The sequence below is a fragment of the Streptomyces sp. NPDC054872 genome (genome assembly GCF_053610705.1).
In genome coordinates this window covers 87,789-100,619 of sequence record NZ_JBSGYY010000018.1, presented here as the reverse complement: position 1 = coordinate 100,619, position 12,831 = coordinate 87,789, and the positions used below count along the sequence as shown (strand labels likewise).

Sequence of the window (12,831 nt, the reverse complement as noted above, 5' to 3'; positions counted from 1 at the left end):
GAGAGCCAAGCGGTAGAAGTCCCGATGGCCTGGGCTACAGCCCCGCAGCCTTCCGCAGCGCGTCCACGCGGTCCGTGCGCTCCCACGTGAAGTCGGGGATCGCACGGCCGAAGTGGCCGTACGCGGCGGTCTGCGCGTAGATCGGGCGGAGCAGGTCCAGGTCGCGGATGATCGCGGCCGGGCGCAGGTCGAAGACCTCGGAGATGGCGGCTTCGATCTTGTCGGTGTCGACCGTGGCCGTGCCGAAGGTCTCCACGAAAAGGCCCACCGGCTCGGCCTTGCCGATCGCGTACGCGACCTGGACCTCGCAGCGGGCGGCGAGGCCCGCGGCGACGACGTTCTTGGCGACCCAGCGCATCGCGTAGGCGGCGCTGCGGTCGACCTTGGACGGGTCCTTGCCGGAGAAGGCGCCGCCGCCGTGGCGGGCCATGCCGCCGTACGTGTCGATGATGATCTTGCGGCCGGTCAGACCGGCGTCGCCCATCGGGCCGCCGATCTCGAAACGACCGGTCGGGTTGACCAGGAGGCGGTAGCCGTCGGTGTCCAGCTTGATGCCGTCGTCGAGGAGGGCCTTCAGCTCGGCCTCGACGACGAACTCACGGATGTCGGGGGCCAGGAGCGAGTCCAGGTCGATGTCCGAGGCGTGCTGCGAGGAGACCACGACGGTGTCGAGGCGGACGGCCTTGTCGCCGTCGTACTCGATGGTGACCTGGGTCTTGCCGTCGGGGCGCAGGTACGGGATGGTCCCGTTCTTGCGCACCTCGGACAGGCGGCGCGAGAGTCGGTGCGCGAGGTGGATCGGGAGCGGCATCAGCTCCGGCGTCTCGTCGCAGGCGTAGCCGAACATCAGGCCCTGGTCGCCCGCGCCCTGCTTGTCGAGCTCGTCCTCATCGCCCTCGACACGCTTCTCGTACGCCGTGTCGACGCCCTGCGCGATGTCGGGGGACTGCGAGCCGATGGACACCGAGACGCCACAGGAGGCGCCGTCGAAGCCCTTCTTCGAGGAGTCGTAACCGATCTCGAGGATCTTGTCGCGGACCAGCTGCGCGATCGGCGCGTAGGCCTTGGTCGTCACCTCGCCGGCCACGTGCACCAGGCCGGTGGTGATCAACGTCTCCACGGCGACCCGGGACTTCGGGTCCTCCCGCAGGAGCGCGTCGAGAATGGTGTCGCTGATCTGGTCAGCGATCTTGTCGGGGTGACCCTCGGTCACAGACTCCGAGGTGAAGAGACGGCGGGACACATCGCTCCCTGTGGTTGCAGCGGCTGCTGGCTGATCATTGGTGGACGGCCGGGAGCTGCGCCCGGCGTCGTCCGAGACCAGTTTATCGGTCGCACTCGGCCGCCGGACCACGTGTCTCGCCACTTGGGAGCGCTGTGACCTGCGGCACTGCATTGTGCGGTACGACGATCCTTCGGCACCAGAGGGCCTCACGCCCGAATTTCCCGGGTTTGAGGCGCCCAGTGGGGCGATTGTGACATTCGAGGCCCGGATTCCGCCCCTGTTCTGCCGTGGTTTCGGCAGGGGTTTCTTCTGGGGGTCACCCCTATTTTTTCAGGAATTCTTCGGTGGGGGGCGCCAGGCGTTCCGCCACGAGATCCCAGACCGTGTCCGCGAGCGCTTCCTTGGGGCCGTATGGAACGGGGGTCTCGCTGCCGTCCGCGCCGAGCACGACCGCCTCGTTCTCCTCGGAACCGAATGTCTTGCGTTCGCCCACTTCATTGACGACGAGCAGGTCACAGCCCTTGCGCTGCAGTTTCGCGCGGCCGTTGGCGAGCACGTCGTCCGTCTCGGCGGCGAACCCGACGACGATCTGGCCGGGGCGCGGCCGCTCGCCCGCGATCTCGGCGAGGATGTCGGGGTTGCGGACCAGGGCGATCGGGGCCGGCTCCTGGCCGTCCTTCTTCTTGATCTTTCCCGCCGCGTACGTCTCGGGGCGGAAATCCGCCACGGCCGCCGCCATCACCACGGCGTCGGCGTCCGCCGAGGCCTTCAGCATCGCCTCACGGAGCTGGATCGCGGTGCCCACGGGCACGAGATCGACGCCCGCCGGCTCCGGCAGCGCCGGGTTCGCCGAGACGAGCGTGACGCGGGCGCCCCGCGCCGCGGCGCTGCGGGCCAGCGCGTACCCCTGCTTGCCGGAGGAGCGGTTGCCCAGGAAGCGGACCGGGTCGAGCGGCTCGCGCGTCCCGCCCGCGCTGACGACGACGTGCCGCCCCGCGAGGTCCTGCCCGAGGTCGCCGCGCGCCAGGACACGGCGTACGACCTCGAAGAGCTCGACCGGGTCGGGGAAGCGGCCCTTGCCCGTGTCCACGCCCGTCAGGCGCCCGACGGCGGGCTCGACGACGAGGGCGCCGCGGCGGCGCAGCGTGGCGACGTTCTCCTGCGTGGCCGGGTGCTCCCACATCTCCGTGTGCATGGCGGGCGCGAAGATCACCGGACAGCGTGCGGTGAGGAGCGTGTTCGTCAGGAGGTCGTCGGCGAGGCCGTGGGCCGCCTTCGCCATCATGTCGGCCGTCGCCGGGGCGACGATCACGACGTCGGCGGACTGTCCGATCCGCACGTGCGGCACGTCGTGGACGGAGTCCCACACCTCGGTCGAGACGGGGTTGCCGGACAGCGCCGACCAGGTGGCCGCGCCCACGAAGTGCAGCGCCGCGTCGGTCGGCACGACGCGTACGTCGTGTCCCGACTCGGTCAGCCGCCGCAGCAGCTCACAGGCCTTGTACGCGGCGATTCCGCCGCTGACCCCCAGAACGACCTTGGGCTTGCCCACCGTGTCTCCCCGCACTTGTGATCCCCGCACTCGGGAACGTACGACTCCATGACACACCACAGGCCCGGCAGTCGCGCTGCCGGGCCTGCGATGAAAAGAACTGCAAGAGAAGAACGGCGATTACTGCGCCGGGCCCTCGATGGCCTCGGACGTCAGCAGGCCCGCGTTGATCTCGCGGAGCGCGATGGAGAGCGGCTTCTCGTGGACGTGCGTGTCCACCAGCGGGCCGACGTACTCCAGCAGGCCCTCACCGAGCTGCGAGTAGTACGCGTTGATCTGGCGCGCGCGCTTGGCGGCGTAGATCACGAGGCTGTACTTCGAGTCGGTTGCCTCGAGGAGCTCATCAATCGGCGGGTTGATGATGCCCTCGGGCGCAGTGATGGAAGAGGACACTCTCTGCCTTCCGATGGGGATTGACCTTCGAATGGAAAATGAGGGTCAGTCCGGGTTACTGAGGATGAAGAAGATCAAACAACTTTCATCAAGGCTAGCAGCTCACGCGCCACATCCTCGACGGAGGTATTGACCAGGGTCGTATCGAACTCGGCCTCCGCGGCGAGTTCGATCTTCGCCGCGCCGAGCCTGCGCTCGATCACCTCGGGCGCCTCGGTCCCCCGGCCGGTGAGCCTGCGGACCAGTTCCTCCCAGCTCGGCGGGGCGAGGAAGACCAGCTGGGCCTCGGACATCGACTCGCGGACCAGGCGCGCGCCCTGCAGATCGATCTCCAGGAGGACGGGCTCGCCCGCCTCGAGGCGCTTCAGGACGGCGCCCCGCGGCGTGCCGTAGCGGTTGCCCGCGAACTCGGCCCATTCGAGGAGCTCGCCATTGGCGATCAGCTTGTCCATCTCATCGTCGGAGACGAAGAAGTAGTGGACACCGTCCTTCTCACCGGGGCGCGGCTTCCGGGTGGTGGCCGAGACCGAGAGCCAGACCTCGGGGTGTTCTTTGCGCATATGAGCGACGACCGTGCTCTTGCCGACCCCTGAGGGGCCGGAGAGCACGGTCAGCCGCGGACGTACGTCCGGGGGCACGGGGGTCGTCCCCCGGGATGTTGCAGCCATGCAGCGATTATCCAGGTTCTCAGGAGTGCCTGAGAACGTCAGGCAGCGCCACCGCCGAACTCACGCTCCAAGGAGGCGATCTGGTTGGAGCCGAGACCGCGCACACGGCGGCTCTCGGAGATGCCAAGACGCTCCATGATCTGCTTGGCGCGGACCTTGCCCACGCCGGGCAGCGACTCCAGGAGGGCGGAGACCTTCATCTTGCCGATGACATCGTTCTCCTGACCCTGCTTGATGACCTCGTGAAGCGAGGCACCGGAGTGCTTGAGTCGATTCTTGACCTCGGCCCGCTCCCGGCGAGCCGCGGCGGCCTTTTCGAGCGCGGCTGCGCGCTGTTCAGGGGTAAGGGGCGGAAGAGCCACGCCTACGTCACCTCGGATGTCGAACTGTCGGATACGGACCGGTGAGGAACCTAGTCGCCCCACACCTGGTGAGCAACGTGCAACGCGCTTGCCCGTTCGCTCTCGTCGGAGACTAGCGGGCATGGCCGCCGGAGTCAGCGAGAACAGACGAAAAGTCCTGGTCAGCCTCTGCCGAGGTGTGCATTTCGGGCATTTCACCCCGGATTTGGCCCGGTGAGTCATCAGCGAAACGTGGGGACGTGGCCGGACACGACCTTCGAAGACGGAAAAACGCCCTCAGGACGAGGCGACAGCCTCACGGATCTCGTCCGCGAAGCGGCTCGCGGCGACGCGCAGACCCACCACGTCGGGACCGTGACGCAGGACACCCCGGCTCACGCTCGGCACGACGTTGCGCACGGCGTCCCCGAAGACCTCCGGCAGATCCGCCGGGGTGGCTCCCTGCGCCCCGATGCCGGGGGCGAGCAGCGGACCGTTGATCGCGAGGTCGTACGAGGACAGGTCCCCGAGCGTGGCCCCCACGACGGCGCCGAAGGACCCCAGGGGCCGCGCACCGGCGTTGTCGGCCGCCAGGTGCCCCAGCATCGTCGCGCCGATCGTGCGGCCGTCCTCGCGCACCGCGTGCTGCACCTCGGCGCCCTCGGGGTTGGAGGTGAGGGCGAGAACGAAGAGCCCGGTGCCGTTCTCGCGCGCGAGGTCGACGGCCGGCTTCAGCGAGCCGTAGCCGAGGTAGGGCGAGACCGTGAGGGCGTCGCTGAAGAGCGGCGAGTCCTTGTGCAGGAAGGTCTCGGCGTACGCGGCCATCGTCGAGCCGATGTCGCCGCGCTTGGCGTCCATGACCACTAGGGCGCCGGCCGCGCGCAGCTCCTGGACCGCCTTCTCAAGGACGGCGATGCCGCGCGAGCCGAAGCGCTCGAAGAACGCGCTTTGCGGCTTGAAGACGGCCACCGTGTCGGCCAGTGCCTCGACGACGGTCCCGGTGAACCGCTCCAGGCCCGCCACGTCGTCGTTCAGTCCCCAGGCCGACAGCAGGGAGGCGTGCGGGTCGATGCCGACGCAGAGCGGGCCGCGCTCGTCCATGGCGTGGCGCAGGCGCGTACCGAAGGGTTCGAGGGCACTCATGCTGGTCACTGGGGCTTCCTGACGTCGGCGCCGACAGCCTCGGCGAGCGTGGCGTACGGGGAGGTGTTCAGACGGGCGGCGAGCCCCTTGTGGATCGCGCGGCCCCAGAAGGGCCCCTCGTAGATGAACGCGCTGTAGCCCTGCACCAGGGTGGCGCCCGCGAGGATCCGCTGCCAGGCGTCCTCGGCGTTCTCGATGCCGCCGACGCCCACGAGCGTGATGCGGTCGCCCACGCGCGCGTAGAGGCGGCGCAAGACCTCCAGGGAGCGCTCCTTGAGGGGCGCCCCGGACAGACCGCCGGTCTCGCCGTAGAGCGAAGGTTCGGATCGCAAACCGAGGCCCTCGCGCGCGATGGTCGTGTTCGTGGCGATGATGCCGTCGAGGCCGAGTTCGACGGCCAGGTCGGCGACCGCGTCGACGTCCTCGTCGGCCAGGTCGGGGGCGATCTTCACGAGGAGCGGCACGCGCCGCCCGGAGACGCTGCGGTCGGCCGCCTCGCGTACGGCGGTGAGCAGCGGCCGGAGCGACTCCGTGGCCTGGAGGTTGCGCAGGCCGGGGGTGTTCGGGGACGACACGTTGACCACGAGGTAGTCGGCGTGGGCGGCGAGCCGCTCGGTCGACTTCACGTAGTCGGCGGCGGCCTCCTCCTCGGGGACGACCTTGGTCTTGCCGATGTTCACGCCCACGACCGTCTTGAAGACGGCCTTGCGGGCGCCCAGGCGCTCGGCCACGGCCGCCGAGCCCTCGTTGTTGAAGCCCATGCGGTTGATCAGCGCCCGGTCCTGCACGAGGCGGAAGAGCCGCTTCTTGGGGTTGCCGGGCTGCGACTCTCCCGTGACGGTGCCGATCTCGATGTGGTCGAAGCCCAGCATCGACATGCCGTCGATCGCGACGGCGTTCTTGTCGAAGCCCGCGGCGAGACCGAAGGGGCCGTGCATCCGAAGGCCGAGGGCCTCGGTGCGCAGCTCCTTGTGACGCGGCGCGAGCACGGCGGCGATGAACGTGCGCAGCACGGGGACGCGGGCCGCGAGCCGGATCCAGCGGAAGGCCGCGTAGTGGGCCTGCTCCGGGTCCATGCGCTTGAAGACGAGGTCGAAGAAGAATTTGTACATGTAGGGGTCCTCAGATGTCCTCAGGTGTGCTCACCAGAAGGGGGACACCGGATCGGTGTCCCCCTGGTGGGCTGCTAGTCGCGGGCCGCGGTCAGATGCTCCGCGTGTTCCTGCAGTGAACGGACGCCCACGTCCCCGCCGTTGAGCGCGTCGATGCCCTGGACGGCGGCGGCGAGCGCCTGGACCGTCGTCAGGCACGGCACGGAGCGGGAGACGGCCGCCGTACGGATGTCGTAGCCGTCGAGGCGGCCACCGGTGCCGTACGGGGTGTTGACGATGAGGTCGACCGCGCCGTCGTGGATCAGCTGGACGATCGTCTTCTCGCCGTTCGGGCCCTCGCCCTCGCTCTGCTTGCGCACGATCGTGGCGTTGATGCCGTTGCGCTTGAGCACCTCGGCGGTGCCGGAGGTGGCGAGCAGCTCGAAGCCGTGCGCGACCAGTTCACGCGCCGGGAAGATCATCGAGCGCTTGTCGCGGTTGGCCACCGAGATGAAGGCGCGGCCCTTGGTCGGCAGCGGACCGTACGCGCCTGCCTGCGACTTGGCGTACGCCGTGCCGAACACCGAGTCGATGCCCATGACCTCGCCCGTCGAGCGCATCTCCGGGCCGAGGACGGTGTCGACGCCACGCCCGTGGATGTCGCGGAAGCGCGACCACGGCATGACGGCTTCCTTGACCGAGATCGGCGCGTCCATCGGCAGCGTGCCGCCGTCACCGGTCGCCGGGAGCATGCCCTCGGCGCGCAGCTCGGCGACGGTGGCGCCGAGCGAGATGCGCGCGGCGGCCTTGGCCAGCGGCACCGCGGTCGCCTTCGAGGTGAAGGGGACGGTGCGCGAGGCGCGCGGGTTGGCCTCCAGGACGTAGAGGATGTCCCCGGCCATGGCGAACTGGATGTTGATGAGGCCGCGGACGCCGACGCCCTTGGCGATGCCCTCCGTGGAAGCCCTCAGGCGCTTGATGTCGTGGCCACCGAGGGTGATCGGGGGCAGCGCGCACGCCGAGTCGCCGGAGTGGATGCCGGCTTCCTCGATGTGCTCCATGACGCCGCCGAGGTAGAGCTCCTGGCCGTCGTAGAGCGCGTCCACGTCGATCTCGATCGCGTCGTCGAGGAAGCGGTCCACGAGCACCGGCCGCGAGGGGCTGATCTCGGTCGACTCCTCGATGTACGCGGAGAGGCGGGTCTCGTCGTACACGATCTCCATGCCGCGGCCGCCGAGCACGTACGACGGGCGTACGAGGACGGGGTAGCCGATCTCGTCGGCGATGGCCTTGGCCTCGGAGAAGGTCGTCGCGGTGCCGTGCTTGGGCGCGGGCAGACCGGCCTCGGCGAGCACCCGGCCGAAGGCGCCGCGGTCCTCTGCGGCGTGGATGGCCTCGGGCGAGGTGCCCACGACCGGCACGCCGTTGTCCTTGAGCGCCTGCGCCAGGCCCAGCGGGGTCTGGCCGCCGAGCTGGACGATGACGCCCGCGATCGGCCCTGCCTGCGCCTCGACGTTGACGATCTCCAAAACGTCCTCGAGCGTCAGCGGCTCGAAGTACAGCCGGTCGGAGGTGTCGTAGTCCGTGGAGACGGTCTCGGGGTTGCAGTTGACCATCACGGTCTCGTAGCCCGCGTCGCTCAGCGCGAAGGAGGCGTGGACGCAGGAGTAGTCGAACTCGATGCCCTGGCCGATGCGGTTGGGGCCGGAGCCCAGGATGATGACCGCGGGCTTCTCGCGCTTGGCGACCTCGTTCTCCTCGTCGTACGAGGAGTAGAAGTACGGCGTCTTCGCGGCGAACTCGGCGGCGCAGGTGTCGACCGTCTTGTAGACCGGGCGCACACCGAGCGCGTGGCGCACCTCGCGGACGACGTCCTCGCGCAGGCCGCGGATCTCCGCGATCTGGTGGTCCGAGAAGCCGTGCCGCTTGGCCTCGGCGAGCAGGTCGGCGTCCAGGCGCTCCGCGGCGGCGAGCTCGTCCGCGATCTCCTTGATCAGGAAGAGCTGGTCGACGAACCACGGGTCGATCTTCGTGGACTCGAAGACCTCCTCGGGCGTCGCGCCGGCGCGGATGGCCTGCATGACGGAGTTGATGCGCCCGTCGGTCGGCCGGATCGCCTCTTCGAGGAGCTGGTCCTTGTCGCCCGGCTCGCCCACGAAGGTGAACTGCGAGCCCTTCTTCTCCAGGGACCGCAGCGCCTTCTGCAGCGCCTCGGTGAAGTTGCGGCCGATCGCCATGGCCTCACCGACCGACTTCATGGTGGTCGTCAGGGTCGAGTCCGCCGAGGGAAACTTCTCGAAGGCGAAACGCGGGGCCTTGACCACCACGTAGTCGAGCGTCGGCTCGAAGGAGGCCGGGGTCTTCTCGGTGATGTCGTTCGGGATCTCGTCCAGCGTGTAGCCGACGGCCAGCTTCGCGGCGATCTTCGCGATCGGGAATCCGGTGGCCTTCGACGCCAGCGCGGAGGACCGCGAGACACGCGGGTTCATCTCGATGACGATGACCCGGCCGTCCGTCGGGTCGATGGCGAACTGGATGTTGCAGCCGCCGGTGTCGACACCTACCTCGCGGATGATCGCGATGCCGACGTCCCGCAGGGTCTGGTACTCGCGGTCGGTCAGCGTCATCGCCGGGGCGACGGTGATCGAGTCGCCGGTGTGCACACCCATCGGGTCGAAGTTCTCGATGGAGCAGACGACCACGACGTTGTCGTTCTTGTCGCGCATCAGCTCCAGCTCGTACTCCTTCCAGCCGAGGATGGACTCCTCGAGGAGCACCTCGGTGGTCGGCGAGAGCGTGAGGCCCTGCCCGGCGATGCGGCGCAGCTCCTCCTCGTCGTGCGCGAAGCCGGAACCGGCGCCGCCCATGGTGAAGGAGGGGCGGACGACCACGGGGTAGCCGCCGAGCTCGTCGACGCCCTTGAGGACGTCGTCCATGGAGTGGCAGATGTACGAGCGGGCGGACTCGCCGTGCCCGATCTTCTTGCTGACCTCTTCGACGACGCCCTTGAAGAGGTCGCGGTCCTCGCCCTTGTTGATCGCCTCGACGTTGGCTCCGATGAGCTCGACGCCGTACTTCTCCAGGACGCCCTGCTCGTGCATGGAGATCGCGGTGTTGAGCGCGGTCTGGCCGCCCAGGGTGGGCAGGAGCGCGTCGGGGCGCTCCTTGGCGATGATCTTCTCGACGAACTCGGGGGTGATCGGCTCGACGTAGGTCGCGTCGGCGATCTCCGGGTCGGTCATGATCGTCGCCGGGTTCGAGTTCACCAGGATGACGCGCAGGCCCTCGGCCTTGAGGACGCGGCAGGCCTGGGTGCCGGAGTAGTCGAACTCCGCTGCCTGGCCGATGACGATCGGGCCGGAGCCGATGACCAGGACGGACTGGATATCGGTGCGCTTAGGCACGCTGGGCTCCTTCTGCGGTCATCAAGGATACGAAGCGGTCGAAGAGGTACGCGGCGTCGTGCGGACCCGCGGCGGCTTCGGGGTGGTACTGGACGCTGAACGCGGGCTGGTCGAGGAGCTGGAGCCCCTCCACCACCTGGTCGTTGAGGCACACGTGGGAGACCTCGGCGCGCCCGTAGGGCGTGTCGGAGACCTTGTCCAGCGGCGCGTCGACGGCGAAGCCGTGGTTGTGCGCGGTGACCTCGACCTTGCCGGTCGTGCGGTCCTGCACGGGCTGGTTGATGCCGCGGTGGCCGTACTTCAGCTTGTACGTGCCGAAGCCGAGCGCCCGGCCGAGGATCTGGTTGCCGAAGCAGATGCCGAAGAGCGGGGTCTTGCGCTCCAGGACGCCCTTGACCACGGTCAGGTCGACGGTGGAGGGGTCGCCGGGCCCGTTGGAGAGGAAGAACCCGTCGGGGTTGACCGCGTACACGTCCTCCAGCGTCGCGGTGGCGGGCAGCACGTGCACCTCGATGCCGCGCTCGGCCATGCGGTGCGGGGTCATGCCCTTGATGCCGAGGTCGAGCGCGGCCACGGTGAACTTCTTCTCGCCGATGGCCGGGACGACGTACGACTCGGTGGTGGCGACCTCGGACGACAGGCTGGCGCCCGCCATCTGGGGGGCCTCCTTGACGCGGGCGAGCAGTGCCGCGTCGTCCGCGACCGCCTCTCCGGAGAAGATGCCGACGCGCATGGCGCCGCTCTCGCGCAGGTGGCGGGTGAGGGCGCGGGTGTCGATGCCGGAGATGCCGACGACGCCCTGGGCGGTGAGCTGCTCGTCCAGCGTGCGCTTGGAGCGCCAGTTGGAGGGCACGCGCGCGGGGTCGCGCACGACGTAGCCGGAGACCCAGATGCGGGCGGACTCGTCGTCCTCGTCGTTCACGCCCGTGTTGCCGACGTGCGGGGCCGTCATGACGACGACCTGGCGGTGGTACGAGGGGTCGGTGAGGGTCTCCTGGTAACCGGTCATGCCGGTGGAGAACACCGCTTCGCCGAAGGTCTCCCCCACGGCCCCGTAGGCGCGGCCGCGGAAGATGCGGCCGTCCTCCAGGACGAGTACGGCGGGAGTCTTCGAGGCTCCCCTGGTGGAGGTCGTCATCGTGCGGTGCCTTCCGTAGTGCTGGTCTTGATCATGTTGTTGATGGCCTCGACCCATGCGGCCTGCTCGGCCGCGTGGTCCGAGCGGAAGCCGGAGTCGATCAGCTTCTCGCCGTGCTCCCAGGTGACGATCAGCAGACCGCCCTCCGCGAGGACCTTCCCGGCGATGCCCTTGTCGAGGCGGGCCTCGCGCAGCTGTGCGGCCGGGACGAAGAAGTCGGCCGCGCCGGGGCGTACGACGTCCAGGCCCGCGTCGGTGAGCGTGAGCTCGACGCGGCTGCGGGTGCCGAGACCGTGCGCCACGATGCGGTCGAGCCACTGCCCTGCCGTGGTCGAGCCGTGGTAGCGACCGCTCAGCTCAAGTCTGGCCGGACCCGGCTCGGACGGCGCGGCAGGGAGCTCCGGCAGGTCGCCCTGGAGCGTGCCGCGCCACTTCCAGCCCTCGCGCATCAGCCAGTAGACGAGCGCGATGAAGAGCAGCAGTCCGACGACCCAGCCCGCACGGGCGGCCCAGTCCGTCACGTCCGCCGACTTCTTCTCGGCGGCGATTGCGGCGGCGTTTCCCGCCGCGGCGGAGATCAGAGATGTCACGCGAGCTTCCCGTCGACGACCGTGGCGCGGCCCCGCAGCCACGTGTGCGTCACGCGACCGGGCAGCTCACGGCCCTCGTAGGGGGTGTTGCCGCTGCGCGAGCTGAAGCCCGCGGGGTCCACGACACCACGGTAAGCCGGATCGAGAAGCGTGAGGTTCGCGGGCTCACCTGCCGAGACGGGGCGTCCGTGGCCCTTCGCCTGCCCGATCTCGGCGGGCTTGACGGACATCCGGTCGGCGACCCCGGCCCAGGTGAGCAGGCCCGTCTCGACCATCGTCTGCTGGACGACGGAGAGCGCGGTCTCCAGGCCCACCATGCCCATGGCGGCCGCGGCCCACTCGCAGTCCTTGTCCTCGTGCGGGTGCGGGGCGTGGTCGGTGGCGACGATGTCGATCGTGCCGTCGGCCAGGGCCTCGCGCAGCGCCATGACGTCGCGCTCGGTGCGCAGCGGCGGGTTGACCTTGTAGACCGGGTTGTACGAGCGGACCATCTCGTCGGTCAGGAGCAGGTGGTGCGGGGTGACCTCGGCGGTTACGTCGATGCCGCGCGACTTCGCCCAGCGGACGATCTCGACCGAGCCGGCGGTGGACAGGTGGCAGATGTGCACCCGCGAGCCGACGTGCTCGGCGAGCAGCACGTCACGCGCGATGATCGACTCCTCGGCGACGGCGGGCCAGCCGCCGAGGCCCAGCTCGGCGGAGACGACACCCTCGTTCATCTGGGCGCCCTCGGTGAGCCGCGGCTCCTGCGCGTGCTGGGCGACGACGCCGCCGAAGGCCTTCACGTACTCCAGGGCGCGGCGCATGATCACGGCGTCGTCGACGCACTTGCCGTCGTCGGAGAAGACGGTGACGCCGGCCGCGGACTCGTGCATGGCGCCGAGCTCGGCGAGCTTCTTGCCCTCGAGGCCGACGGTGACGGCGCCGATCGGCTGCACGTCGGCGTACCCGCCCTCCTGGCCGAGGCGGTAGACCTGCTCGACGACGCCGGCGGTGTCGGCGACGGGGAAGGTGTTGGCCATGGCGAACACGGCGGTGTAGCCACCGGAGGCGGCGGCCTGCGTGCCGGTCAGGACGGTCTCGGAGTCCTCGCGGCCGGGCTCGCGCAGGTGGGTGTGCAGGTCGACGAGGCCGGGCAGCAGGATCTGGCCCTCGGCCTCGACGACGGTGGCGCCGGTCGCGTCGATGCCGGTCCCCACCTCGACGATCGTCCCGCCGTCGATCAGGACGTCCTGGGGCTCGCCGCCGAGCACCTTCGCACCACGGATCAGGGTCTTGCTCATGTC

General features: G+C 69.5%; 11 protein-coding genes. All 11 read right to left on the bottom strand.

What is annotated here, in order from left to right; translation table 11 throughout:
* Positions 1-34: 34 nt before the first annotated feature.
* Positions 35-1,243 (bottom strand): methionine adenosyltransferase, encoded by a 1,209-nt coding sequence (gene metK, locus ACWGIH_RS23110; protein WP_453449769.1) that lies wholly within the window; start codon positions 1,241-1,243, stop codon positions 35-37.
* Positions 1,244-1,547: 304 nt separating this feature from the next.
* Positions 1,548-2,777 (bottom strand): bifunctional phosphopantothenoylcysteine decarboxylase/phosphopantothenate--cysteine ligase CoaBC, encoded by a 1,230-nt coding sequence (gene coaBC / locus ACWGIH_RS23105; RefSeq protein ID WP_453449768.1) that lies wholly within the window; start codon positions 2,775-2,777, stop codon positions 1,548-1,550.
* Positions 2,778-2,897: 120 nt separating this feature from the next.
* Positions 2,898-3,170, bottom strand: coding sequence for a DNA-directed RNA polymerase subunit omega (gene rpoZ / locus ACWGIH_RS23100; RefSeq protein ID WP_005319902.1), 273 nt, complete (start codon positions 3,168-3,170; stop codon positions 2,898-2,900).
* 74 nt (positions 3,171-3,244) lie between these two features.
* Entirely contained in the window at positions 3,245-3,838 is a 594-nt protein-coding gene (gene gmk / locus ACWGIH_RS23095; protein WP_361834569.1) for a guanylate kinase, read from the bottom strand.
* 38 nt (positions 3,839-3,876) lie between these two features.
* Positions 3,877-4,200: an integration host factor gene (locus ACWGIH_RS23090; protein WP_005319887.1), complete on the bottom strand. Its 324-nt coding sequence runs from the start codon at positions 4,198-4,200 to the stop codon at positions 3,877-3,879.
* A 276-nt stretch (positions 4,201-4,476) separates the two neighbouring features.
* Positions 4,477-5,322 (bottom strand): orotidine-5'-phosphate decarboxylase, encoded by an 846-nt coding sequence (gene pyrF, locus ACWGIH_RS23085; protein WP_453449824.1) that lies wholly within the window; start codon positions 5,320-5,322, stop codon positions 4,477-4,479.
* Positions 5,323-5,327: 5 nt separating this feature from the next.
* Positions 5,328-6,434, bottom strand: a complete 1,107-nt coding sequence (locus tag ACWGIH_RS23080) for a quinone-dependent dihydroorotate dehydrogenase (protein WP_453449767.1) — start codon at positions 6,432-6,434, stop codon at positions 5,328-5,330.
* 74 nt (positions 6,435-6,508) lie between these two features.
* The gene (gene carB / locus ACWGIH_RS23075; protein ID WP_453449766.1) at positions 6,509-9,817 is read right to left on the bottom strand and encodes a carbamoyl-phosphate synthase large subunit; all 3,309 of its coding nucleotides are present in this window, start codon (positions 9,815-9,817) and stop codon (positions 6,509-6,511) included.
* Complete coding sequence (carA, locus tag ACWGIH_RS23070) at positions 9,810-10,955, bottom strand: glutamine-hydrolyzing carbamoyl-phosphate synthase small subunit (RefSeq protein ID WP_453449765.1); 1,146 nt, start codon at positions 10,953-10,955, stop codon at positions 9,810-9,812. The genes carB and carA overlap by 8 nt, the downstream gene beginning before the upstream one ends.
* The gene (locus ACWGIH_RS23065; protein WP_453449764.1) at positions 10,952-11,545 is read right to left on the bottom strand and encodes a PH-like domain-containing protein; all 594 of its coding nucleotides are present in this window, start codon (positions 11,543-11,545) and stop codon (positions 10,952-10,954) included. The genes carA and ACWGIH_RS23065 overlap by 4 nt, the downstream gene beginning before the upstream one ends.
* Entirely contained in the window at positions 11,542-12,828 is a 1,287-nt protein-coding gene (locus ACWGIH_RS23060) for a dihydroorotase (protein WP_453449763.1), read from the bottom strand. Before ACWGIH_RS23060 ends, ACWGIH_RS23065 begins: the two co-directional genes overlap by 4 nt.
* Between the last annotated feature and the right edge of the window lie 3 nt (positions 12,829-12,831).

Coding starts and splice junctions, on each gene's coding strand:
- pyrF (WP_453449824.1), bottom strand. CDS start 5,322: ATGAGTGCCCTCGAACCCTTCGGTACGCGCCTGCGCCACGCCATGGAC.
- carA (WP_453449765.1), bottom strand. CDS start 10,955: ATGACGACCTCCACCAGGGGAGCCTCGAAGACTCCCGCCGTACTCGTC.
- ACWGIH_RS23060 (WP_453449763.1), bottom strand. CDS start 12,828: ATGAGCAAGACCCTGATCCGTGGTGCGAAGGTGCTCGGCGGCGAGCCC.
- ACWGIH_RS23080 (WP_453449767.1), bottom strand. CDS start 6,434: ATGTACAAATTCTTCTTCGACCTCGTCTTCAAGCGCATGGACCCGGAG.
- gmk (WP_361834569.1), bottom strand. CDS start 3,838: ATGGCTGCAACATCCCGGGGGACGACCCCCGTGCCCCCGGACGTACGT.